Below are 22297 nucleotides of genomic sequence, written 5' to 3'. Positions count from 1 at the left end.
TACCCCGACCTTAGGTGAGCTGTGTCTGACGCGAAACCCGCCAATATTCAAAAACGTGATACCACCTTCAAGCAGGAGCACGGTGCCGTGGCGCACCTGGTCAAGCGCAAGCCCGAGCAGGCTGTCGCCCGCGCTGTGAAGGGCGCCCAGAAACTGCTGGACGAGGGCCAGGGCAAGCAGGCCCTGAACGTACTGACCCTAGCCAAGCCCGTATTGGTTGCCGGGTCAGAGGACGCCGCAGCCTACTACACCATGCTGGCCACCATCCACCGCTCCATGGGCAACGAGCAGGCTGCCGAGCGGGCCGAGAAGAACCTGGCCTAAGGCTCACTAGCTGCCGCGGAGCCGGTTCAGCAGCTCCTTCACAAAGGCCTCGTTATCGGTATCCCCAGCGGCGGCGTAGTGCTGCGCCGACCGCTCCAAGTAGCCCTGGGCGGCGTCCGCGTCCCCTTCTTGAGCTGTGACCAGGGCAAGCAGCTGGTAGGTCTCGGCGAGAAAAGCCTGGTCGCCCAGCTCCTCAGCAAGATCAAGAGCTTCAGTGAGCAGGGGGCGGGCAGCGTCCGTATCCCCCACCGCCAGCAACCCTTGAGCCTGGGCATTGCGCACGTGCATGAGTTGCACCGTGTGATTGCCCGCGGCGTACAGCCCGTACGCCTGGGCCAGATAGCCCTGGGCACCAGCTTCATCCTGGGCCTGCCGGGCAAGCCCAGCCAGAGCCACCAGGTTATGGGCCTGACCCTCGGCATTCCCCTGAGCTTCATAGCCGCGCAGCCCCTGGGCGTACCAGGTCTTGGAGCGCTCAAAGTCGCCCAGTTCAGCATGCAGGGAACCCACCTCGGTGGCGAAGTCGGGCAACTGCTCGGCATCAGGTTTAGCATCGGCCAGCAGGGCGTGGGCACGGGTGACTTCTGTGAGAGCTGGCGCGAGATTCCCCAGGTCGCGGTTGACCTCGCTCAAAATTTTCAGGGCAAGAATCTGCCCGAAGACTTCACCAGCACTCTCAAAACCACCGGCGGCGGCCTGCAGAGCGGGCAGGGCGTCGGCCAATTGCCCGGCAGCGATGAGCTCCTGGGCACGGGCCAGCTCGCGGTCGGCTTCTTCAAGGGGAGTAAGGTTCTGGGTCATGGCATCCTAGTGGGTATGGGCGGACGCGGCAGCCCGGCGCAGGCCCGCGATAGCGGCTTCGAGGTCGTCCGCACCGTAGACAGATGAACCGGCAACAAAGCAGGTGGCACCAGCCTCGGCCGCCCGCACAATTGTTTCTTCGGTGATACCACCGTCAACCTGCAGAATCACCTCAGCCCCTGAGCTCTCAATGGCGGCGGCCGCCCGCTTAATCTTGGGAAGGGTGACGTCAAGGAAGGCCTGGCCGCCGAAGCCCGGTTCAACGGTCATAATCAGGAGCATGTCGAGTTCACTGAGCATATCCATGTAGGGTTCAACGCCGGTGGCAGGGCGCAGGGCCATGCCCGCCTTAGCACCGCTTTCACGCAGGGTGCGGGCCAGTTTGATGGGAGCGATAGCGGCCTCGGCGTGGAAGGTCACCGACTCGCAACCAACCTCAGCGTAGGCAGGGGCCCAACGGTCAGCGTCCTCAATCATCAGGTGTACGTCAAAGGGAATGGGCGAGACCTCTTTGAGGCGCTTCACGACCGGCAGCCCCCAGGTCAAATTGGGAACGAAGTGGCCATCCATCACATCAATGTGGGCGGCGTCAGCGGTCGAGATAGCGGTGAGCTCCTCCCCCAGCCGGGAGAAGTCAGCGCTCAAAATGGAAGGGTTAATCAGGCAGGTCATGGGGGTCCTTTCGTTGCCGGTCTTATACCCATCGTAGTGCCGAGAAGGCACAGGGCACAGAAAGCAAGGCCCGTCACAGTCCAACTGGTGGTTTTGAGGGCTAGCGAATAGGCCGGGCAGACTAAACTTTGTACGGTCTTTTACATACTTATTCAAAGGTTTGGATTATATGAACTCGGTTCTGCTTGCGGTCCTGGTCATGCTCGTCCTCTCCGCAGCACGCGTACACGTCGTCCTGGCGCTCTTCATCGGAGCTCTCGTGGGTGGTCTTCTCGGCGGGCTCGGACTGGACGGCACCATGGTCGCCTACCAGGAGGGGCTCTCCGGCGGCGCTATGCTGGCGCTCTCCTACGCCCTGCTCGGTGCTTTCGCCATGGCGGTTTCAAGCTCGGGCCTGCCCCAGCTCATCGCCAACGGCATCATTGCCAAGGTCGGCTCAGAAAGCTCAGAGACCAACCATCGCATCGAATTTACCGTCAAGTGGCTACTGCTGGCCGGTATTCTGGCCATGTCGATTATGTCGCAGAACCTGATTCCCGTTCATATCGCCTTCATCCCGCTGATTATTCCGCCCCTGCTGGCTGTCTTTAACCGCCTGAAGCTAGACCGCAGGCTCATTGCCTGTGTGCTCACCTTCGGCTTGGTCACCACCTACATGTACGTGCCCGTAGGCTTCGGCGCGATCTTCCTCAACGATATTCTGCTGGGCAACATCAAACTAGCCGGTATGGATACCAGCGGCATTAACGTCATGACCGCCATGGCTATCCCCGCCCTGGGCATGGTCGTTGGCCTGCTGATTGCGGTCTTCTTCAGCTACCGCAAGCCCCGCACCTACCAGACCATTGAGCTGGCGCCCACTGAAACCGTGACCACCGAGGTCAAGAAGTTCAACGTGGTCGTTGCGATCATCGCTATTGTTGCAACCTTCGTGGTTCAGGTAGTCATGCAGTCCATGGGTACCGAGGCCAACTCCCTGCTGGTCGGTGCTCTGGTCGGTCTGACCATCTTCATGGTCACCGGCGCGGTCAAGTGGAAGGAGGCCGACGACGTCTTTACCGCCGGTATGCGCATGATGGCCCTGATTGGCTTCATCATGATTTCAGCCCAGGGTTTCGCTGCGGTCATGGATGCCACCGGCGACGTTGACCCCCTGGTGACCACCGTGGCTGACCTCTTTGCGGGCAACAAGGCAGCAGCTGCCATGGCCATGCTGGTGGTGGGCCTAATTGTGACGATGGGTATCGGCTCGTCCTTCTCTACCCTGCCCATCATCACCACCATCTACGTGCCCCTCTGCCTGGCCCTGGGCTTCTCACCCCTGGCTACGGTTTCCATTATCGGTACCGCAGGTGCCCTGGGCGACGCGGGCTCCCCCGCTTCTGACTCTACGCTGGGCCCCACCGCAGGTCTGAATGTGGACGGCCAGCACGACCACATCCGCGATTCGGTGATTCCCACCTTCATCCACTACAACATCCCCCTGCTGATTGCAGGTTGGGTAGCGGCGATGGTTCTCTAGTCGTCCTGTGTCCTAAGGGGACCGCAAAACTTAAAAAGGACCGCGTGTTTTGCGGTCCTTTTTAGGTTTTGCGGTCCCCTTGTGTTCAGTGAAAGCTCAGGAGCCTAGTTCTTGCGGAAGAGGGCGAAGAACATGGCGTCGGTGCCGTGGATGTGCGGCCAGAGCTGGGCGGTCGTAGCACCCTCAGCTAGGGTCGCGCCCTTGGGGGCCTCCGGGGTGAAAGCCGGGTCCAGTTCCCCGGCAAGGACGGACGCCCCCGCCTCATCTGTACGGGCAACGGCCCGCAGGGCGGCGCCGGAGTCCAGCAGGGTTACATCGACCTTGCGCAGAATATCGTGCACGATGCTCTGGGTTTCAGCCGTGTGGGGCGAGCAGGTCACGTAGGCAATCAGGCCGCCGGGGCGGGTGACTGATGCTGCTGCCTTAAACAGGTCGAGCTGGAGGGGGAGCAGTTCAGCGATGTCGCGGGGGCTCTTGCGCCAGCGGGCTTCGGGACGGCGGCGCAGGGCGCCCAGACCGGAGCAGGGCACATCGACCATCACTCGGTCAAAGCGCACATCGCTGGGCATGCCCTCGGGCAGGTTGGTACCCGCAGCGACGGTGCGCTCAATCTGGCGGCCGTCACCGGCTACCACCGAGTAGGAGGCGGACGGAAGCGGGGCCAGGGAGCGGCGCACCAGCTCGGCCCGGTGCTCGGCAGCTTCGTTGGCCAGCAGGCGGGCTCCGCGCTGGGCGCCCAGGGCACCGAGCAGGGCAGCCTTACCGCCGGGGCCGGCGCAGAGGTCAAGCCAGTTACTGTCGCTGCCCTCAAGGGGGGCGTCAGCCAGGGCGCGGGCAACCAGCTGGGAGCCGGCGTCCTGGGCTCGCACAACCCCCTCCCGCACCGATTCAAGGCGGGCAAGGTCGCCTGCCGAGTAGAGGGCGGAGCCCTCGACCAGGGGGCCGTCCTCGGCACCGGCGGCGCGGGCTTCGTCCAGGGTTCCTAAGCCCGGCAGGGCGACCAGGTTGACCACGGGTGAGGCGTTGTCGGCGTCCAGCAGGGCCTCAACTTCGCCGGGGTTACGGCCATGGGCAGCCAGGGCCTGGCGGAAAGAGCGCACTACCCAGGCCGGGTGAGACTTCTCAAGAGCCAGGCGGGTGAGCTCGTCGGGGGCTTCCTCTGCGATAAGGGCGTACCAGTCTTCGGGGGTTCGCTCAGAAACCCTGCGCAGTACCGCGTTCACAAAGTTAGCCGGGCCGGTGCCGATCTCGGCGCGGGCCAGGGCAACCGTCTGGTTGAGGGCGGCGTGGTCGGGCACGCGCATGGCCACCAGCTGGTGGACGCCCAGGCGCAGCACCAGCAGAATCTTGGTACCGATTTTCTCCACCGGGCGGTCAACGCAGTGGGCCAAAATCGCGTCGTAGGTGCCCTGGTTACGCAGGGTGCCGTAGGTCAGCTCGGTGGCAAAGCCAGCGTCGCGGGCATCAAGCCGGGCAGAGCGAATCGCCTTGGGCAGCACCAGGTTCGCGTAGGAGTCGTCCAGGGCAACAGCGCTCAGCACCTCAAAGGCCACGGTGCGGGCCCTATCTGCTGTGCGGGCGCGCTGTGAGGGAGCGGACGCCGAAAACGCCCGGTCCTTGACCGCCTTGCGGTTACGCTCGTGCCCCTTAGCATTGCGGCGGGTCTCTCCCCCGCCGCCGCGCTTGGCCTGGGGCTCGCCGCCTGGGTTGCGGTTGCCGCGCGAGCCACGGGGGTTCGGGGTGCCCCCGGCCTGCCCCTGCTGGGTGCGGTCGTCACGCTTGCGGGCCCCGCTACGGCCCTGGCCAGCCCGGTTAGCACCGGAGCGGTTAGCTCCAGCCCGGCCCTTACCACTGTTGGATCGGCCGCCTGAGCCGCGTCCGCCTGCATTCATGCTCATACCAGCACCACTTTCCCTTCTGCCAGGGCGGTGCCCTGACCGCGCGCCCAGTCGGCGGCGTTCATCATTTTCTTACCAGCAGGCTGCACCTGGGTCAGTTCAAGGGCCCCGTCGGCGCAGGTGACGGCTACCTTTTTACCGGCCCAGAAGAGGGTTCCAGGTTCGCCGGTCGGAGCAGCGTCAATGGGCCGCACCATACCGAGTTTGAAGCGTGCGCCATCGAGTTCAGCCCAGGCACCGGGTTCGGGGATGACCCCGCGCACCTGAGCGATAATCTCAGCGGACGGGCGGGTAAAATCCACTTTCCCGTCGGCGATGGTGAGCTTGGCTGCGTGGGTGGCGTCGCCGATCTGCGGGGTACCGGTAGCGCCGGCAGCGATATCGTCAAAGGTAGCCGCCAGCAGGGCACCGCCGGTTGCGGCCAGACGGTTCAGCATATCCCCGGCGGTATCGAGCTCCCCTACCGTGGCTGATTCAGAGCGGAAGACCGGGCCGGTATCCAGCCCAGCATCAATGCGGAAAGTATTGGAGTAAATCTCGGTTTCTCCCGCCATCAGGGCCCGCTGCACGGGGGCTGCCCCGCGCCAGGCAGGTAGCTGGGAAAAGTGCAGGTTAATCCAGCCCTGGGGCAGCAGGTCGAGGGCGCTTTGCGGCAGCAGGACGCCGAAGGCCACCACCGCCGCAATATCGGCACCCAGCTGGGCGACGGCGTCCGCAACCTCATCAGACCAGCGGTTGGCCTTAATGATGGGCAGGCCCAGCTCCTGGGCACGGGCAGCCACCGGCGAAGGGGTGAGCACCCGCTTGCGGCCCACGGGGGCGTCCTCGCGGGTGAGAACCCCCACCACCTCGTAGCCTGCCTCAAGCAGGCCGTTGAGAGGGGCTACGGCGACCTCGGGAGTACCGGCGTAGAGAACCTTCATGCTTACCTTTCCACTCAAACTTAAGAACCAGCAGGTTTAGATGCCAAAAGCGCCGGGCTTTTTGGCGACAGGTTGCTGGGCCCCGCCGGTCGGGCTAGCCGCACCGAAGGAACCGCCCAGGGCACCAAAGCCCGATGACGTCTTGGCAGCACGTTCACCCTGAACAGCGGCGGCAACCTGGTTGTAGTCGGCCTGGCGAATCTTGCGCCAGATATTTTTCTTGTCTTCGCCCTCAACCCGGTCGATGAACATGGTGCCGTAGAGATGGTCGGTTTCGTGCTGAAGCATGCGGGCAAAGAGACCCTCGCCCTCGTAGACCACCGGCTCGCCCTTACAGTTCACGCCGGTCACGCGCGCCCAGTTCTTGCGCGGGGTGGCAGCCGACAGGCCCGGTACCGACAGGCAGCCCTCGCCGCCCTCCTGGGGTTCGTCCCCCACCTCAAGCACGGGGTTGATGATGTGCCCCTCGCGGCCGTCAATGTTGCCGAAGGTGAAGATGCGCTTGGAGACACCCACCTGGGGCCCAGCTAGACCTACTCCCTCAACGTCGTACATGGTTTCAAGCATGTCAGCCACCAGTTTTTCCAGGTCGGCGTCAAATACGGTGATGTCGTCGCACTCGGTGCGTAGCACGGGGTCGCCTACGGTGCGAATGGGCAGAATAGTCATGCTTCTCTTTCTCGTCGGTGAGGTTAGGACGCCGCTGCGTCGGGTAGGTCTGTTCCGGTAGCTGCCGGGGGCGGAACTACCGGCATGAGGGAGTCTTCGGGGGTTTCGGAGAGGTCGCGGTTGAGATCCCAGACCCGTTTGAGGGCGCAAAACTTGTACCAGTTACGTTCCAGTACCCGGGGGTTGGCCTGCTGGGGCACCACCTGGGTTTCACCCAGGGCCACGCCCATCAAAATGCTTGCGCCCCCGTGCTTCCAGGGTTCCCAGGTGCCGTGCTCGGCGTCGATGAGGGCTTCTTCAGCCTTAACACCGGCAACCAACTGCATGACGACCTTATCGTCGAGCGGCTTCACCCGCCCCTTCCGGTCGGTCCCCTTGGTCTTGTAGTCAATGATGCAGGTATGCCCGGCTATCTCAGCCACCAGGTCGAGGGTGCCCGCGTAACCAACCGTCTCGTTCCAGATGGTGACTTCGGTAGCCAGGGGCTTGGGCCGGTAGAGTTCCCACCACTCATCGAAGCGGTCGGCGTAGGCCTGCTCGCCGTGGGCAATGAGGTTCTCCCGGTAGCCCTCAACTTCGTGGGGCAGCCCCATGGCGCGCAGGGCAACTTGCTCTGCATAGTTGTGCACGCGGTCCCCCCGCGCCGCCGCTGCGTCGCGGTAGCGCTCCGAGGCGGCTGCGGCATCCCGAATCACCGCGAATTTAAGCCCGGCCGAGCTAGAAGCCCGGTAGGATCGCTGATCTTCAAGGGCAGCTTTGGCAGCCATGTAGCCGTGCCAGCCCGAGAGGTCGTTAGCCTGCTGCCCAATCACCGTGGTAATCGAGGGAACCAGTAGCTCCCCGCCGACCGTGCGCGCGTACATGCGACCGTGGTCGGTTGCTGACGCTAGCATGGGTGTGGTCACGCGGCCGTCCTGACGTCGGGAGAAAAATCGAAAAGCGCCCAGCCTTCACAGCGTATCTGGCGCTCTATCGATTATACGCACCTCTCTTCCCGGGCACGAGAGGGCGAGCGGGTTAGACCGCTTACCCTAGCTCCACTGGCGGGCACCGGCCTCAGCCGCCCCCATAGACTCAACAACCTGCTGGACGCGGGCATTGGACTGCTGAGCGTAGTCTTCATCAACACAGTCGGAGGCGGGACGGCTGGGTGAGGTTATGCAGTAACGGTAGGCAGGGTCATCGACCATGGTGCTAGAAACCCAGCGGAAATCGCGCACCTGCCAGGTGCCGTCCTCCCCTCGCTCAAAAATAGGGTTGACCATAATTCCCTCGTTGTTGGCGACGTAGGAGGGTGAAAGCTCGGTGAGGTTGTTCCCCATGCCGTAGACAATCCAGGTTCCCTTGTAGTGTTCAATGGGCTGTACGGCGTGGGCGTGCTGGCCCACCGATCAGGTCGAACTCCCCTGAATCAACAAGAGCGTGTGCCACCTCAACCTGCTGGGCAGAGGGCTCGTGCACGTACTCATCGCCAGCGTGCATGTTGGCAATGACCAGGTCAGCGCCCTCTTCGCGGGCACGGGCAGCCTTAGCAATCATGGCTTCTGAGTCGAGCATATCGACCTGCCAGGGGTGTTCAGGAACGTAACCGTTGAGCCCGTAGGTTCCGGTGATAATTGCTACCCGGGCGCCGTTGGCGGTGGTGAAAATATCGGGCTGGGCTGCCTCTTCTTCGGTGAGAGAAGTGCCGGTAACACCCATTCCCGCCGCTTCAACCGCGCGGTAGGTTCGCTCCAGCCCCTCGGTGCCCTGGTCGTAGGAGTGGTTAGATGCCGTCATGCAGACATCCCACCCGGTTTCAGCGGCCGCCGTCAGAATCTGGGGCGGCACGTTGAAGTTGGGGTAGCCAGAAAAGGGGCCATCCGCATCGGCGACCACTGTTTCCATCTGGCAGACCGCCAGGTCAGCCCGGTCTAGGTAGGGGCGCTGTTCGCTGATGAGGGGTGTGAAGTCCAGGCCTGTGTTCCCAGCTGCCGCCGCGTCAGCCTCTGCCTGGTCCCAGAGCATATTGTGCATCAGAAAATCACCGGTAAAGAGCAGGGAGACGCAATCCGCCTCGCCGCAGGCCCCGCCGGCGGCTGAAGCGGTCAGGGTCCCCGATTCGCTGGTCTGCCCTGCCTCTGCGCGTGCCACCTGCCCTTGCCCGTCCTGCTGAGCGGCGGCGTCCGCCCCGCTACTTTCCGTGGTCTGCGGGCTGGTTTCCTGCGAGCTACAACCTGCCAGGGTCAGGGCGCTCAGGCAGAGGAAGGCTAAGAGGCGACGGTGCACGGTGGGGTCCTTTCAGCAGGTTGTTACCAACACCACCCTACCTAAAAGTGCCACAGGGCACACATTGTTACCAGATGTCAACGCCTGCCAGGGCGTAGGTTGAGGCCCCACCCTGCAGCTCGATGGACGTTACCGTAGCCCCCTGTAGCTCCTTGGGCAGAGCCAGGCGGACGGACGAGGGCATGTAGTAGCCGTCGCTATAGTCCGTTACCCGACCGGCAATGGCCGGGGTGCTGGCGGGCAGGGCCGCGGCGTGGCGTCCGCGGTCGGTGGTGATGGTGACCTGCAAGCCCTGCTGGTCGGCGGGCACCCCGAAGGGCATGAGGTGCAGGGCCAGGGCATCGGCTGCGGGCCAGGAGCCCGTCAGAGTGGTGTGGGTAAAGGTCAGCAGCGGCACGGTGGATTCAGCTACGCCAGCCTGGGGCTCGTGGCAGGCGGACGCGCCCGCGGCAGCTACCACGTTCTCGGGCAGGGTGCAGAGGGTTGAGTCCCCGCTGTGGGTAAGGTCAAGAGCCGTTAGCCTGGTGGCCTCGGGGCGGTGGGTGGCTGCCAGCCAGCGGGTGGGCAGGCCAGCAAGCTGTTGGGGGAAGGACGTGGGCAGGGCGGCGGACGAGGCCGGAACAACCGGATTCAGGTCAATATCACCGATTGCACCCGCCAGGTAGCCCTCAACAGGCATGGTTGACTCAAACCAGCTGGTCGCTGATTCGGCGAGAACCTTCTCGTGGGTGGCGGTGTCGGGGCAGTCCAGCAGGTCGCAGCCGACGCGGTCATCAATTCCCGCCGCAGATAAAGCCCGGTTCATGGACAGGTGCCCCAGCCCCTCAATGCCCACCTCGTAGGCAGGGGCGGTACGCGGGGTAGCCAGGTAGCGGGTCAGCAAGCGGTTGCCAGCGGTTTTGACGTCCTGATCCAGCTCCCCGGTCAGCGACAGGTAGGGCACGTCAGGCAAAGCCGGTGCGAAGGTCTCGGGGGTTTCGGTCGCGTAGTAGGGGCCATAGGCTATGACGCTCTTGAGCCCGTCACCGAAGATTTCGTGAGCAGCTTCAATCATGCTGGCGGAGCGCGAATGAACCAGCAGGCCGACCTGGCCCTGAGTGATATCCCCCGCGTCATCCAGGGTGATACCGGTAGCATCGTTGGGGCTCTGGGCAGCTGAGATGAGCTCGGTGACCACGGCTTTCCAGAGCTCTCGTTGGTCGTAGGCACCTTCCACATCTGACCCGATAAAGACCGGCCCCAAGTCGGGGATCAGCACGTCGTATCCCTGAGCCGCCAGTTCATGGGCCAGGTAGTTCATGCCCCGGTCATAGCGGATCTCTTCGGTCCCACTCGGGCAGGGGTAGGTGTAGTTTTCCCCGGTGCAGTTGGGGCCGCGCAGGTGGCTAATGACGATTAGCGGCTTGGGGCCAGCAGTGCTCCTGGATTCGGCGAAGGTGCCGCGGGCTGGGGCGGTGAAGTCCCCTACCGTCACGTTCCCTACATCTACCTGGTGGAGTTTCACGGTGTCGTCCTCAGCCCACACGCGCTCCTCGACCGTGCGGTCGGCAGGGGCGTGGGGGCCGTCCGCCCATTCCAGCTCGATGGCGGGTGCGCCGGTGGGTGCCTGCACGGCGAGCAAATCGTCCATGTTCGCCCTACCTCTCTGCTCGGTCGCGGTAGTCGTGGGGGCGCTACAGGCGGTGAGAAGCAGGACGCCGGTAGCCAGCAAACTGGCAAGGGCAGGGAAAGGACGGTAGACAGTCACGGGGGCACCTTCTTCGTTGAGGGTCTTTACCCTTTATTATCACCCTTGACAGGGCCGAGCGGCAGACCCGGCGCGGCGGCTGCGAGGCTCGCGTATATACCCGCCGTTGGCTCACCGCGCAGGTTGCGGGGCCGATAAGAGGCCAGAAGTTTGAGCAGCCGGGCTGTACGCTGACCGGTGTCTGGCTGGACGTCAATGATGACGCACCTGCCGATACCTTCCCCGGCAACCAGTTGCAGGCCGTGCAGCTCAGCCGGCACACCGCGTCCGGTCTGGAGGGTAAGCGTTGTCCCCTGCCACCTATCTTCAATGTAGGGCGTTGAGGTTTCTACCACCAGGTTACAGCGTAGCCTGGCCGCTATTTCATCCGGGTTCGGCGGCTGTTCAGGGGTAAGCTTGCGGGCAATCTCGGCCAGTGTAGCGGTGCCGATGAGTGAGAAAGCCCCGGCGTATACCAGGTTCTGCCGGGGTGCGAAGGCCAGGGCCACAGGCTTTCCTAGGTAGTTACTGAGGGCTTCGTTGACCGGGTGGTCGTAGACCGCAAGCTGTTTCTCGGCGCCCCAGGAGGTGAAAGTGCTGGTGGCAGCCTTGGTCAGGGCCGGGACAGTGTGGCTACCTGCCCCGGGTATGTGCAGGGTGAGCTCTGTCTTTCCGTCGCGGGTGGTCAGATCGGTGGTGATACCCATCAGGGTTGGGTGGGCAACGGTGCGTAGCACGGTGCGGTCGGTGGGTGAGACGAGGGCCCAGCGGCGGTTGTAGAGGGGGCCGGACGCGGTGATCTCGGCTGTGGTGCGCTCTTGATGGCGGGCGCCTTTGAGGGGGCTGTAGCCGAAGTGCGTGACGGTGAGGTGCATGGTTCTAGTCTTGCACAGTGTGTTCTGATGATGCGGGGCAAGCAAAAGGCTCCCTAGCTTTAGCTAGGGAGCCTTTCTTTGTGCGCGATACTGGGATCGAACCAGTGACCCCTTCCATGTCAAGGAAGTGCGCTACCGCTGCGCCAATCGCGCGTGGAGGTGAGGACGGGATTCGAACCCGCGTACACGGTTTTGCAGACCGTTGCCTAACCACTCGACCACCCCACCACACGCTCAGACCGTGGTCTGAGTTGCGAAAACGAGTTGTTTTCGAGAGAGCGGTTGACGAGACTTGAACTCGCGACATCCACCTTGGCAAGGTGGTGCTCTACCAACTGAGCTACAACCGCAACTCGCATTACTTTACACGAAGCCAGGCAGAGTTTCAACCGAGCCGACTAGGCCGCGCCCCCTACACAACGAGCGTGCGCCATATCGCTGAGCGTGCATCTGTCTGCTGCACGCTCAGCGATATGGCGCACGCTCGCCAAAAAGCTGCCCCGGCACTAGGTAACTGGCTTCAGCCCGTGGCGCACTAGTAGGTCTTTAAGGTTCTCAGGATGCGCGGTAATGTCGTCCCACCTCACACGCACCACAAGGTATCCGAGCTGTTCAAGCTCTCTTTGTCGCAGGTGCTCCCGCTGTATTACCCCGGTCGGCTCTCCGTAGGTGCCGTCGTATTTGATGGCCCCATCGACTTCTAAGATGAGCTTCAGCTCTTCCCACAGAAAATCTGGCCGATAAACCTTGCCTTTAACCACCAGTTTGGCCTGCTCTTGCGGCCGGGGAAACTTCCAGTTAATCATGTGGTTTCTGGCAATCGTTTCGGCAGGAGAGGCCGCGTGCCGACTCATTCGTTGCGCAATCTGGCGGGCTCGCGCAGCACCTCGCCCACTCACGTTCATCAGCAGTGGTTTCAAAGCAGCCGGCGAGCAGAGCTTACTGTTGAGCATGTAGTCCACGATGCACAGCGCATCAATCAGAGGAAGGGTGCGGGCACAATCAACTGAGGTCTGCAGCGGGTCGGTCAGGTAGACCCCTTCGTGCAGTAGCGCCTGCTCGCACTCTACTGCTCGATTAGAAAAAATCTTATGATGTGGCGTTCGCGCCCTAATATGCGCCGAGGGCACGCTAGCCCAGATATGGCCAGGCAGGCTCAGAAAAGGGGCACCCCAGAACAGTGCCGCCGAGGCATGGCTCAGAACATACCCCGGGTGATTTTTAGCGAATGCGTAGTGCCTGACTTTTAGTTGTTGTTCTGGGGTGAGGGCATTCCATTCACGTGCCAGGCAGTAGCTGTTAGGGGCAATTTTGGCATAGACCCCTTGTGCGCAGTAGGTGCGGACGCGCGTGTGCGAGATCCCTCTCGCGGCAAGTTCTCGTGAGGTTTTGACCCGGTCGCTGAGTTCTTTCATAGCGCTATTGTGAAATGCCTTAGAGCGGGAACCGTTTATTTCTGAAGATTTCAGCGACACTGTGGATAACTCGGGGTTTTCAGCGGCTTTTACCGACTGAGCCGGCAGTTTTCCACAGGTTAAGCGAGCGTGCACCATATCGCCGAGCGTGCGGCAGACAAATGCACGCTCAGCGATATGACGCACGCTCGGCAGAAAAACCTCAAATCGTGCGCCACGCGCACACGATATAAAAAAACCCCGACTCATTGAGCCGGGGCTTACGTGGAGCGGTTGACGAGACTTGAACTCGCGACATCCACCTTGGCAAGGTGGTGCTCTACCAACTGAGCTACAACCGCATATGCAATTATTTGCAATGGATTTTCATCCAGTGCGCGATACTGGGATCGAACCAGTGACCCCTTCCATGTCAAGGAAGTGCGCTACCGCTGCGCCAATCGCGCATTACACTCGCAAGGAGTGTTGCGAGCGGTTGACGAGACTTGAACTCGCGACATCCACCTTGGCAAGGTGGTGCTCTACCAACTGAGCTACAACCGCATTGTGTTCCAGTTCCTTAGGAAACCGAACCAACGAGTAAATACTTTACACTCTTTTCTAGCTCTTGCCAAATCGGAGCACATCTTCATGTAAACCCTTTTTTACCGCGTGTTTTCGCGGCTTTTACCGCTACAGCCCCGCTCAGCTCAAAATTTTTCTTCTATGCCCTGCACCACATCTTTGGGCGCGTACACTGTAAAAAACATTTCTATTCATCGTGGAGTTTTCATGCACCCCCAGCTTCTCACCGAACGTTTTACCTTGCGCCCCTTGCGCGAGGCTGACGCAGCAGCGATGGCTCAGGCCTGCCAGGACCCGGACATTATTCGTTTTTGCCTATCCGTACCCCTGAACTATACGGAAGAGACTGCCCGTGATTTCGTTGCCTACACCCATCAGGCGAGCGAGAGCGGGCATGAGCTGGTGTGGGGTATTGATGCGAGCGGGGTTTTCGCCGGTGTGGTGAGCCTGTTTAACGTCACGGGTTCTTCGGCTGAGGTCGGCTACTGGTTAGCACCAGGTAGCCGTGGTCAGGGCTTTCTGACCGAGGCCCTAGGCATGATGGTGGGCTTTGCCCTGGACCCCCAGGGGCTGGGCCTCGACAGGCTGAGCTGGAAGGCGCTTGCTGATAACGATGCCTCTGAGCGGGTGGCTCGCCGGGTTGGGTTTACCGATTTCCGTACGTTGGTGAAAAGCGAGCCGGGCCGCCCGCTTGAGGACGGCTCCACTCCCCTGCTTGATATGCGCGCCGCTGAGCTGACGCGCGACCGCTGGGCCGAGTTGGGCTTCCCCGGCTAGGGCGGTTTTTATACGCAAGGACGCCGGGGCGCACCTACCTGCTGCTGGCAGGCTGGTGTGCCCCGGCGTCCTGGTTTCACGCCTCCGTTTCGTCCAACATACCATCACGCGCCAGGGCGGTCAGGCGAGACGGAGTGAGCGGATGCGAGCGCGCGAGCACACAAGAGCGAACGGAGTGGTTTCACGCCGTCTTATCGTCCAGCATCCCCTCACGTGCCAGAGCGGTAAGGCGTGAAACCGCACGGAAGTACTTTTTCTGGTATCCGCCGGTCATCATTTCTTCTGTGAAGACCCGGTCGAAGGGTACGCCGGAGGCGATGATGGGGAGGTCTTTGTCGTAGAGGCGGTCGGCGAGGACGACGAAGCGCAGGGCGACTGCTTGTTGGGTGATGGTGGTGACGTTGCGCCAGGCGATGGCGTCGAGGCCGTCGATGAATTGGCGGTAGCGGGAGGGGTGGACGCGGGAGAGGTGGTCGATGAGGGCTTCGAAGTCGTCGATGGCGACGGTGCCGAGCCCGTCGAAACGACTATCGACCAGGGAGTCGAAATCAGCATCTGCAACGGGTGCGGGGGCGGCGGGTAGGCCGCGGTGTCGGAAGTCTTCGCCGTCGACGCGCAGCACGTCGAACTGGTCGGCGAGTACCTGGATTTCGCGTTTGAAGTCGGCTGCGGCGAAGCGTCCTTCGCCGAGGGCGCCGGGCAGGGTGTTGGAGGTGGCGACGAGTTTGACGCCTGCTTCGGCGAGTTCGCGCATGAGGCGGGACATGAGTACGGTGTCGCCGGGGTCGTCGAGTTCGAACTCATCGATGCAGACCAGTTTGTAGTGTGAAAGGGCTTCGACGGTTTTGCGGAAGGTCAGGGCGCCGACCAGGTTGGTGTATTCGACGAAGGTGCCGAAGGCTTTGGGCCCTTCGACCATGTGCCAGAGGGAGGCGAGCAGGTGGGTTTTACCCACGCCGAAGCCGCCGTCGAGGTAGAGGCCGGCTTTGGTGTCGTCCTTCTTTTTGCCGCCCCCGAAGAGTTTGCCGAAGAAGCCGCCGCCGCTGGTTGATCCGCCGCGGTTGATGGTTTCGCCGAACGCGCGCAGGGCGTCGACTGCTGCCTGCTGGGAGGGCTGGGCGGGGTCGGGGCGGTAGGTATTGAAAGACACTTCACCGAAGCGTTCTGAGGGTCTGAACCCTGAGAGGAGTTCGTCGGCTGAGACGTGGGGGGTGCGGTCGGTGAGGTGGGTGTAGGTTGCCACGTGTGGTCTTTCCCTTGGGCGCGACGGTGCGCTGGTGATTCGTACACCCACAGTCTAGTAGCTGGTGGGCAGGTTGCCCAATGTTGCGGTGGGGTTAGTGCGGGGCTGACTCTAAGCCGGTTGGCTTGTTCACAGATTTGGTGGTCAGGCTCTGGGCGGACGCCGGTGGGCGGCTTCTCGTTTTAGGCTGGTAGGTGCATACCTATTGACGTGAGTGAAAGGGAAGAGAAACGGTGGCGAAGGCGAAGAAGAAGGGGGCGGCTACGGCTGCTCTGGCTCTGTTGCAGCAGACCGGTACCGCTTTTGAGGTGCGCGAGTATGAGCATGTGGACGGTGAAACCAACTTTGGTCTGGAGGCTGCCGAAAAGCTGGGCCGCTCCCCCGAGCAGGTTTTTAAGACCCTGATGATTACCCACGAGAAGGATTTTGCGGTCTGTGTGGTGCCGGTGGGTGGCAAGCTGAATGTGAAGGCTGCTGCGGCTGCGCTGGGTTGGAAGTCTGCGAAGATGGCTGCCCCTGATGTGGCGGAGAAGCGCACTGGGTATGTGGTGGGCGGTATTTCTCCCCTGGGGCAGAAGACGGCTCACCCTACCCTGGTGGACGAAACTGCCCAGCTTTTTGACACGATTTTGGTGTCGGGTGGGCGGCGCGGCCTGGATGTGGAGCTAGCTGCCGACGACCTGGTTGCGCTGACGCAGGGGGCGTATGCCGATATCGCGGCTGCTTAGCCAGTCGGTGACGGTATCGAACCAGAGCTGGGGGTCTACGTTCCACTCCCTGGTGTGGGGGGCCTTGTCGAAGGGTACAAAGTCCACTAGGGGCGATAGCTCTGCCAGAGCCTGTGAGGGCTGGTAGGGCACGTAAGTATCATCTACCGAGTGCATGATCAGGGTAGGCACGGTAATGTCGCCTGCCCGGTGGGGCCAGGAAATCTGTTGCAGGCTGATGGGTTCTTTCAGCCCGGTGAGGGTGCTGAGGGCGGGGTGGGTGATCATCTGTACACCCAGCTGACCGATGCGCAGCGGGATCTTGTTCAGGTGCGTGTGGTACTGGATGAGCTCAAGCCAGTCCAGGGCAGGGCCGTCCAGCACCAGGGCTTGAATAGCCCGGCGATTACGGGCCAGGTCGGCGGTCTGCATGCAGATTGACCCACCCATAGACCACCCAAAGAGCACCACGCTGCGAGCGCCGTGGGCCAGGGCGTAGTCGATGGCGACTTCGACGTCCCGCCATTCGGTGAAGCCCAGACCGTAGCGGCCGTCTTCGCTGGCGGGTGCTTCGCGGTCGTTGCGGTAGCTCATGTGCAGGCTGGTGAGGCCCAGGGCCTGGGTGGCATCGAGGGCGCGCAGGGTTTCGGCGCGGGTTGCGCCCATGCCGTGCACCATGATGGCCCAGGTATCGCTCGGTTCAGGGGTACCGGGGCCGTCAGTTGCTTGGCCTTCCGTTGCTTGCTCGCCCAGTGCCGCCCCGGGGTATACGACCCAGGCAGGGGCGGGGCCTACCGGCAGGGACAGCTCAATATCTTCTGCCCGGTAGCCAGCCATTGCCGGGTCGGTGGCAACCACGCCGGTCAGGCGTCCGCGCTTAATGCCTGCGATATCGCCCCGGTAAATTTTTTCGATGCTCCGCACCACGGTCCTATCCCCCGGCAGGTAGGAGGTCAGCTCCCCCAGCAGGGCAAAGCCCGCCCCGCCCGAGAAGTAGAAGCCGTAGTGGCCCGGGGCCAGGGTGCGCTCGGTGGCGTCTATACGGATGCTGGTAGGCTGCTGACCCTCGGCGATGTCGGCGCTGCTGTAGCCCAGGGAGTGCACGCGGACGTCCTCAACCGGCGCCTTGGGGGGAACCACGATTTTGCGGGCGAAGTGGGTAGCGATTCCTGCGGTGCCCAGGGCAGCGGCGCAGGCCAGGGTCGCTCCGGCGGCCCCGGCAACCCCCGCTACGGTAGCTAGGGTGAGGGTGCGGGCGGGTGTGGGGTGTGCGTGCTCAGTAGCCATAATGTCCAGTTTACGGGAATAAGAGCCCTCTGCGCCTGCTTATACTGGTGCACAGATACAGCCGTGATGAAAGCGAGCAAGCCATGAGTGATTCTCTGCCCGGCCTTGGTGCCATTGCCAAGAACTGGAAGGAAGTTCTGAACCCCGATGAGTACGCGGTGCTGCGCCAAGGTGGCACGGAGCGGGCTTTTACCGGTGAGTATTGGGACACCACCACCGAGGGCGTCTACGCCTGTAGGGCCTGCGGCACCGAGCTGTTCCGGTCGACCGAGAAGTTTGAGAGCCACTGCGGCTGGCCCTCTTTCTTTGAGCCGCTCGCTGCTGACCGGGTGCGCTACATCGAGGACCGCTCTTTAGGTATGGTGCGCGTTGAGGTGCGCTGTGCCGCCTGCGACTCCCACCTGGGCCACGTATTTGAGGGTGAAGGCTACGATACCCCCACCGACCTGCGCTACTGCATCAACTCAATTAGCCTGACACTGCACGAGAAGCCGGTCGAAGGTTAGGGTGCACTAGCCCCGGCCAGCGGGGTAAAGCTGGCATAATAGGGAGGTAGTTTTCCACCGGGAGGGAGTTTTATGGTGGCGCAACCTGTAGGGGGAACAGGTTCTCAGTTTGATTTACCTGAGGGGATTAGTATCCCCGAGGTGGTGTATCTCGACGAGCCTGAGGGAGGCACGCCGAGCGTCATTAACACCGAACGCGGCCTGCACCGCGTTGCCGATATCTTGGCGGCCGAGAGCGGCCCGGTTGCTGTTGATACCGAGCGAGCTTCTGGCATTCGCTATGGTCAGCGAGCTTTTTTGGTGCAGCTCAAGCGCGGTAATTCCGGGGTGATTCTGATTGACCCCGAGAGTTTTGACGACCTCACCCTGATTAACGATGCCCTGGCCGGGGCTGAGTGGGTCTTGCACGCCGCAACCCAGGATTTGCCGTGTTTGGCGGAGATCGGCATGTACCCCGATGCCCTCTTTGATACCGAGCTAGGCGGACGCCTGGCTGGGTTTGAGCGCGTCGGGCTGGGGTACATGGTAGAGAACCTGTTGGGCTACAAGCTGGCCAAGGAGCACTCTGCCGTGGACTGGTCCCACCGCCCGCTCCCCGCCGCCTGGCTGAACTATGCCGCTTTGGACGTTGATATTCTGCTTGATCTGCGCGATGCGGTGGAAGATGAGCTGCGGGCCCAGGGCAAGCTGGCCTACGCGCTTGAGGAGTTCCGCTACGTGTGTGAGCACCCTGAGCGTGAAGAGAAGCCCGACCCCTGGCGCAAGACCAAGGGCATTCGCGATTTGAAGACCCGCCGCCAGCTCACCGCCCTGCGCAACCTCTGGTACGAGCGTGAACACCTGGCACAGAAGAAGGACGTTGCCCCCAAGCGCCTGCTACCCGACGCGTCCTTGATTACTGCCGCCTGGCTGATGCCGCGCACCGTCCCGGCTATTTTGCAGATTCCCGGCTTTCAAACCCGCGCTCTCAAGCGGGAGGCGCCGCGCTGGCTGAAGGCCCTGGCGGACGCAAAGAAGGAGGCGGAGCCCGTCCCCTTCACGACCCCGGCGTCCGGTCCCCCGCCGCTGAAGGCGTGGGAGGTCAAGCGCCCCGAGTCCGCCCTGCTCATTGCTGAGGCAAAACCTGCGGTGCTCGCTGTGGGCGAGCGCCTAAACATACCGCAGGAGAACGTCCTTGCCCCCGATGTGCTGCGCCGCCTGTGCTGGGACCCGCCTGCCGGGTCGTCCGTTGAGGAACTTAGGGTAGCCCTGCTTGAACTTGGGGCACGCCAGTGGCAGATTGAACTTATAGCCCCTGACCTGGCTGATGTTTTTGCCCGGGTTAGACATTCATCTACAAAGTAAGGTTCAACTATGTGCACTACCTGTGGTTGTCAGAAGGAAAACAAGGACGCTCCCGCCCCCGCTGAGCAGGTCGAGGCCGGTGGGCGCGGGCTCACCCGCCGCCAGGCGGTAGCGGGAACTGCGGGTTTGGGCGCCGGTGCCGCGCTGCTGACTGCCTGCGGTTCTTCTGGCGAGTCTGAGAGCCTGACCGCCAACGACGGCCGCCCGGCGCAGGCCACCGACATGGCTGCGGTTGAGGACGTCCCCGTAGGCGGCGTCATCCAGGCCAACAACGACGGTGTGACCGTCATGATCACCCAGCCGACTGAGGGTACCTTCCACGCCTTCTCATCGGTCTGCACCCACCAGGGCTGCCAGCTCAACGCCCAGAAAGAAAAGACCATGGCCTGCCCCTGCCACGCCTCTGTCTTCTCACTAGAGGACGGCTCCGTGCAGGGCGGCCCCGCAGAAACTGACCTGCCCGAGTTCACGGTGGAGGTCAAGGACGGCCGTATCTGGGTCTCTTAAGCTAAGAGTTTTTTGGGGGGTGAAGTAGACTCGCGCTCGCTGCCGACCCTCTCGCTGGTTCGCTGACGCTCACAAGCGATTCACGCCAGCCGCCGAGCCAGCAGCTTCGCTACGAGTCTACTTCACCCCCTTTTAAAGAGAGCACCCACCTCTTAACCATCACTTAGCTAGTGTGCTTAGGCTTCTCACCTTCGGTGCGGGCGAAGGGCACCATGTTCCCGGCGAGCTGCGCGAGAATATCGGCGCTAATTTTCTGGGGTGTAAGGCCCACTTCTTCAAGGATTTCGCCGCGTTCTGCATGCTTGATGAACTCAGCGGGCAGGCCCAGTTCGTTGAGGGCGGTGTCAATACCGGCAGCTCGCATCTCCTGGCGGATGCGGGATCCCACACCACCTGCGCGTACGCCGTCCTCCATTGACACCACAATGCGGTGCTCACCAGCGAGGGCTACCACGCTTGCGGGCACGGGCATAACCCAGCGGGGGTCGATGACGGTTACGCTCACGCCCTGCTCGGCGAGCAGGTCTGCGGTGTCGAGGGCGAGACGGGCAAAGGCACCGACTCCGATGAGGAGCACGTCGCGCTGGCCGCTTTCGGGGTTGGGTTCGCCGTGGCGGGCGAGGACGTCCGTGCCGTCTGCAAGACGCTCAAGTGCGGGGATGTCGGCGCCGACTGAGCCCTTGGGGTAGCGCACCACGGTGGGGGCGTCCTCGATGGCGACGGCTTCGCGGAGTTCTTCGCGCAAGGTTACAGCGTCGCGGGGGGCAGCTAGGTGCAGGCCGGGGATGAACTGCAGCAGGGCAAGGTCCCACATGCCGTGGTGGGAGGCTCCATCGGGGCCGGTGACGCCGGATCGATCCAGCACGATGGTTACGCCGGCCTTGTGCAGGGCAACGTCCATGAGCAGCTGGTCGAAGCCGCGGTTGAGGAAGGTCGCGTAGAGGGCGATCACGGGGTGCTGGCCGCCGTAGGCCAGGCCCGCGCTCATAGCGATAGCGTGCTGTTCGGCGATGCCCACGTCGATGACGCGGTCGGGGTGTGCAGCGGCCATAGGCTTGAGGCCAACAGGAATGAGCATAGCGCCGGTGACACCGACGATATCGTCACGCTCGTCAGCGATGTCTTTGATTTCTTGGGCAAAGACGCTGGTCCAGGATTTTCCGGACGACTTCGCCAGGGCCTCGCCGGTGTCGGGGTCGATGACGCCGACGGCGTGGAACATGTCGTCCTTGTCGCTGACGGCCGGCGCGTAGCCGTGGCCCTTTTCGGTGATGGCGTGCACGATAACCGGCCCGCCAAAGTTTTTAGCGGATTCCAGAGCCGTTTCTACGGCTTCGAGGTCGTGCCCGTCGATAGGGCCCACATACTTCATGCCGAGGTCTTCAAAGATGCCGCCGGGCACCATGACGTCCTTAATACCGGCCTTCATGCCGTGCAGACCGCGATAAATCATCTGGCCTACCGACCCTCCCTTTTGGAGTTTTGTGCGGGCAGCGGCCAGGGTACGCTCGTAACGGGAATCCAGGCGCACCTTATCGAGACGGTTCTGCAGTTCGTGCTGCAGGGCAGCCAGCTGGTTGGCAAAACCGCCGACGGTGGGGGCGTAGGAACGGCCGTTGTCGTTGACGACGATGACGACCTTGCGGTTTTTATCCGCTGCGATGTTGTTGACCGCTTCCCAGGCCATACCGCCGGTAAGCGCACCGTCGCCGATGACGGCTACGGTGTAGCGGTCGTCCTGCCCGGTGAGCTGGTAGGCGCGGGAGATGCCGTCTGCCCAGGAAAGAGACGAGGACGCGTGCGAGGACTCAACGATGTCGTGGTCAGATTCTGCGCGCTCAGGGTAGCCTGCAATACCGCCCTTCTGGCGCAGGGTTTCAAAATTCTGGCGGCCGGTCACCAGCTTATGAACGTAGGACTGGTGGCCGGTATCAAAGACGATGGAATCTTGGGGGGAATTGAAGACCCGGTGGATGCCCAGGGTCAGTTCGACAACGCCCAGGTTGGGGCCCAGGTGCCCACCGGTTCGCGAGACATTGTTAACGAGGAACTCACGAATCTCTTGGGCAAGCTCGGTAAGCTGCTCGGAGCTCAGAGCGTTCAGGTCGCTCGGCTCACCAATAGTTTCTAGTAGTCCCACGATTACTCCCCCGTTCACCGGCTAGCTGCGCCCCAACGTCCTTGTAGCTGCGGGCGGCGGTCACCGGTCAAAAGTCTAGTGTGTTGCAATTAAGTAACTTTACCCGCTCAGTGCTGGTTTAGCGATTCA

The 22297-nt window shown here is 62.5% G+C and carries 21 protein-coding genes and 6 tRNA genes; 7 read left to right on the top strand and 20 right to left on the bottom strand.

Annotated elements, in window-relative coordinates; translation table 11 throughout:
• Window positions 1-21: 21 nt before the first annotated feature.
• Complete coding sequence (locus tag ACED88_RS08855) at window positions 22-324, top strand: hypothetical protein (RefSeq protein WP_237195670.1); 303 nt, start codon at window positions 22-24, stop codon at window positions 322-324.
• 6 nt (window positions 325-330) lie between these two features.
• On the opposite strand, the gene ACED88_RS08850 is transcribed toward ACED88_RS08855, so the two are convergent.
• Window positions 331-1125, bottom strand: coding sequence for a hypothetical protein (locus ACED88_RS08850; RefSeq protein ID WP_449107398.1), 795 nt, complete (start codon window positions 1123-1125; stop codon window positions 331-333).
• A gap of 6 nt (window positions 1126-1131) precedes the next feature.
• Window positions 1132-1797 (bottom strand): ribulose-phosphate 3-epimerase, encoded by a 666-nt coding sequence (gene rpe, locus ACED88_RS08845; RefSeq protein WP_237204836.1) that lies wholly within the window; start codon window positions 1795-1797, stop codon window positions 1132-1134.
• A 169-nt stretch (window positions 1798-1966) separates the two neighbouring features.
• Here rpe and ACED88_RS08840 point away from each other — a divergent pair, with 169 nt between their 5' ends.
• Complete coding sequence (locus ACED88_RS08840; protein ID WP_449107397.1) at window positions 1967-3319, top strand: Na+/H+ antiporter family protein; 1353 nt, start codon at window positions 1967-1969, stop codon at window positions 3317-3319.
• 104 nt (window positions 3320-3423) lie between these two features.
• Here the strand turns inward: ACED88_RS08840 and ACED88_RS08835 are convergent, their stop codons facing one another.
• The 15 genes from ACED88_RS08835 to ACED88_RS08765 form a co-directional block, all read right to left on the bottom strand.
• Window positions 3424-5211, bottom strand: coding sequence for a transcription antitermination factor NusB (locus ACED88_RS08835; RefSeq protein WP_449109387.1), 1788 nt, complete (start codon window positions 5209-5211; stop codon window positions 3424-3426).
• Window positions 5212-5213: 2 nt separating this feature from the next.
• Window positions 5214-6140, bottom strand: a complete 927-nt coding sequence (fmt, locus tag ACED88_RS08830) for a methionyl-tRNA formyltransferase (protein ID WP_449109386.1) — start codon at window positions 6138-6140, stop codon at window positions 5214-5216.
• A 36-nt stretch (window positions 6141-6176) separates the two neighbouring features.
• Window positions 6177-6809: a peptide deformylase gene (def, locus tag ACED88_RS08825; protein WP_449109385.1), complete on the bottom strand. Its 633-nt coding sequence runs from the start codon at window positions 6807-6809 to the stop codon at window positions 6177-6179.
• A 23-nt stretch (window positions 6810-6832) separates the two neighbouring features.
• Window positions 6833-7714 carry a cytochrome gene (locus ACED88_RS08820; protein WP_449109384.1) on the bottom strand — a complete coding sequence of 294 codons (882 nt, stop codon included), beginning with the start codon at window positions 7712-7714 and terminating at the stop codon, window positions 6833-6835.
• 126 nt (window positions 7715-7840) lie between these two features.
• Window positions 7841-8197 (bottom strand): CapA family protein, encoded by a 357-nt coding sequence (locus ACED88_RS08815; protein ID WP_449109383.1) that lies wholly within the window; start codon window positions 8195-8197, stop codon window positions 7841-7843.
• Window positions 8163-9077, bottom strand: a complete 915-nt coding sequence (locus tag ACED88_RS08810) for a CapA family protein (protein WP_449109382.1) — start codon at window positions 9075-9077, stop codon at window positions 8163-8165. Before ACED88_RS08810 ends, ACED88_RS08815 begins: the two co-directional genes overlap by 35 nt.
• 67 nt (window positions 9078-9144) lie before the next feature.
• Window positions 9145-10824 carry a hypothetical protein gene (locus tag ACED88_RS08805; protein WP_449109381.1) on the bottom strand — a complete coding sequence of 560 codons (1680 nt, stop codon included), beginning with the start codon at window positions 10822-10824 and terminating at the stop codon, window positions 9145-9147.
• 26 nt (window positions 10825-10850) lie between these two features.
• On the bottom strand, window positions 10851-11678 hold the full coding sequence (locus tag ACED88_RS08800) for an MOSC N-terminal beta barrel domain-containing protein (protein ID WP_449109380.1): 828 nt from the start codon (window positions 11676-11678) through the stop codon (window positions 10851-10853).
• 81 nt (window positions 11679-11759) lie between these two features.
• A tRNA-Val gene (locus ACED88_RS08795) sits at window positions 11760-11831 on the bottom strand.
• Window position 11832: 1 nt separating this feature from the next.
• A tRNA-Cys gene (locus tag ACED88_RS08790) sits at window positions 11833-11906 on the bottom strand.
• Window positions 11907-11955: 49 nt separating this feature from the next.
• Window positions 11956-12028, bottom strand: a tRNA-Gly gene (locus ACED88_RS08785).
• A 156-nt stretch (window positions 12029-12184) separates the two neighbouring features.
• On the bottom strand, window positions 12185-13279 hold the full coding sequence (locus tag ACED88_RS08780) for a DUF559 domain-containing protein (protein WP_449109379.1): 1095 nt from the start codon (window positions 13277-13279) through the stop codon (window positions 12185-12187).
• A 79-nt stretch (window positions 13280-13358) separates the two neighbouring features.
• Window positions 13359-13434 (bottom strand) — tRNA-Gly (locus ACED88_RS08775).
• A gap of 33 nt (window positions 13435-13467) precedes the next feature.
• Window positions 13468-13539 (bottom strand) — tRNA-Val (locus ACED88_RS08770).
• Window positions 13540-13563: 24 nt separating this feature from the next.
• Window positions 13564-13636: transfer RNA gene (locus ACED88_RS08765), tRNA-Gly, on the bottom strand.
• Between the two features lie 228 nt (window positions 13637-13864).
• On the opposite strand from ACED88_RS08765, the gene ACED88_RS08760 reads away from it, so the two are divergent.
• Window positions 13865-14434: a GNAT family N-acetyltransferase gene (locus tag ACED88_RS08760; protein WP_449109378.1), complete on the top strand. Its 570-nt coding sequence runs from the start codon at window positions 13865-13867 to the stop codon at window positions 14432-14434.
• A 181-nt stretch (window positions 14435-14615) separates the two neighbouring features.
• Here ACED88_RS08760 and zapE read toward each other — a convergent pair whose 3' ends face one another.
• A complete protein-coding gene (gene zapE / locus ACED88_RS08755) occupies window positions 14616-15677 on the bottom strand; it encodes a cell division protein ZapE (RefSeq protein ID WP_377126240.1) in 1062 nt (353 codons plus the stop codon).
• A gap of 233 nt (window positions 15678-15910) precedes the next feature.
• Here zapE and ybaK point away from each other — a divergent pair, with 233 nt between their 5' ends.
• Complete coding sequence (gene ybaK, locus ACED88_RS08750) at window positions 15911-16405, top strand: Cys-tRNA(Pro) deacylase (protein ID WP_185173059.1); 495 nt, start codon at window positions 15911-15913, stop codon at window positions 16403-16405.
• Here the strand turns inward: ybaK and ACED88_RS08745 are convergent.
• Window positions 16343-17671: an alpha/beta hydrolase family protein gene (locus ACED88_RS08745; protein ID WP_449109377.1), complete on the bottom strand. Its 1329-nt coding sequence runs from the start codon at window positions 17669-17671 to the stop codon at window positions 16343-16345. The two genes, ybaK and ACED88_RS08745, sit on opposite strands and share 63 nt — an antisense overlap.
• A gap of 83 nt (window positions 17672-17754) precedes the next feature.
• Between ACED88_RS08745 and msrB the strand changes: the two genes are divergently transcribed.
• The 3 genes from msrB to ACED88_RS08730 all read left to right on the top strand — a co-directional run bounded on the left by msrB (window position 17755) and on the right by ACED88_RS08730 (window position 20028).
• Window positions 17755-18177, top strand: coding sequence for a peptide-methionine (R)-S-oxide reductase MsrB (gene msrB, locus ACED88_RS08740; RefSeq protein WP_185173061.1), 423 nt, complete (start codon window positions 17755-17757; stop codon window positions 18175-18177).
• Between the two features lie 72 nt (window positions 18178-18249).
• Complete coding sequence (locus tag ACED88_RS08735; protein ID WP_449109376.1) at window positions 18250-19521, top strand: HRDC domain-containing protein; 1272 nt, start codon at window positions 18250-18252, stop codon at window positions 19519-19521.
• A gap of 9 nt (window positions 19522-19530) precedes the next feature.
• Entirely contained in the window at window positions 19531-20028 is a 498-nt protein-coding gene (locus tag ACED88_RS08730; RefSeq protein ID WP_449109375.1) for a Rieske (2Fe-2S) protein, read from the top strand.
• Window positions 20029-20191: 163 nt separating this feature from the next.
• Here the strand turns inward: ACED88_RS08730 and dxs are convergent, their stop codons facing one another.
• On the bottom strand, window positions 20192-22168 hold the full coding sequence (gene dxs / locus ACED88_RS08725; RefSeq protein WP_449109374.1) for a 1-deoxy-D-xylulose-5-phosphate synthase: 1977 nt from the start codon (window positions 22166-22168) through the stop codon (window positions 20192-20194).
• Window positions 22169-22297: the final 129 nt, after the last annotated feature.

It is taken from the genome of Rothia sp. 11273D007AR, assembly GCF_053547255.1.
The sequence above is the reverse complement of the archived record's forward strand: the minus strand, read 5'-3'. Positions and strand labels throughout refer to the sequence as shown.

Bases quoted from the DNA above. Each gene is read 5' to 3' on its own strand.
- rpe (WP_237204836.1), bottom strand. From the start codon at position 1,797: ATGACCTGCCTGATTAACCCTTCCATTTTGAGCGCTGACTTCTCCCGG.
- ACED88_RS08730 (WP_449109375.1), top strand. From the start codon at position 19,531: ATGTGCACTACCTGTGGTTGTCAGAAGGAAAACAAGGACGCTCCCGCC.
- ACED88_RS08800 (WP_449109380.1), bottom strand. From the start codon at position 11,678: ATGCACCTCACCGTCACGCACTTCGGCTACAGCCCCCTCAAAGGCGCC.
- ACED88_RS08760 (WP_449109378.1), top strand. From the start codon at position 13,865: ATGCACCCCCAGCTTCTCACCGAACGTTTTACCTTGCGCCCCTTGCGC.
- msrB (WP_185173061.1), top strand. From the start codon at position 17,755: ATGAGTGATTCTCTGCCCGGCCTTGGTGCCATTGCCAAGAACTGGAAG.
- ACED88_RS08745 (WP_449109377.1), bottom strand. From the start codon at position 17,671: ATGGCTACTGAGCACGCACACCCCACACCCGCCCGCACCCTCACCCTA.
- def (WP_449109385.1), bottom strand. From the start codon at position 6,809: ATGACTATTCTGCCCATTCGCACCGTAGGCGACCCCGTGCTACGCACC.
- ACED88_RS08840 (WP_449107397.1), top strand. From the start codon at position 1,967: ATGAACTCGGTTCTGCTTGCGGTCCTGGTCATGCTCGTCCTCTCCGCA.
- ACED88_RS08850 (WP_449107398.1), bottom strand. From the start codon at position 1,125: ATGACCCAGAACCTTACTCCCCTTGAAGAAGCCGACCGCGAGCTGGCC.
- fmt (WP_449109386.1), bottom strand. From the start codon at position 6,140: ATGAAGGTTCTCTACGCCGGTACTCCCGAGGTCGCCGTAGCCCCTCTC.
- ACED88_RS08835 (WP_449109387.1), bottom strand. From the start codon at position 5,211: ATGAATGCAGGCGGACGCGGCTCAGGCGGCCGATCCAACAGTGGTAAG.
- ACED88_RS08735 (WP_449109376.1), top strand. From the start codon at position 18,250: ATGGTGGCGCAACCTGTAGGGGGAACAGGTTCTCAGTTTGATTTACCT.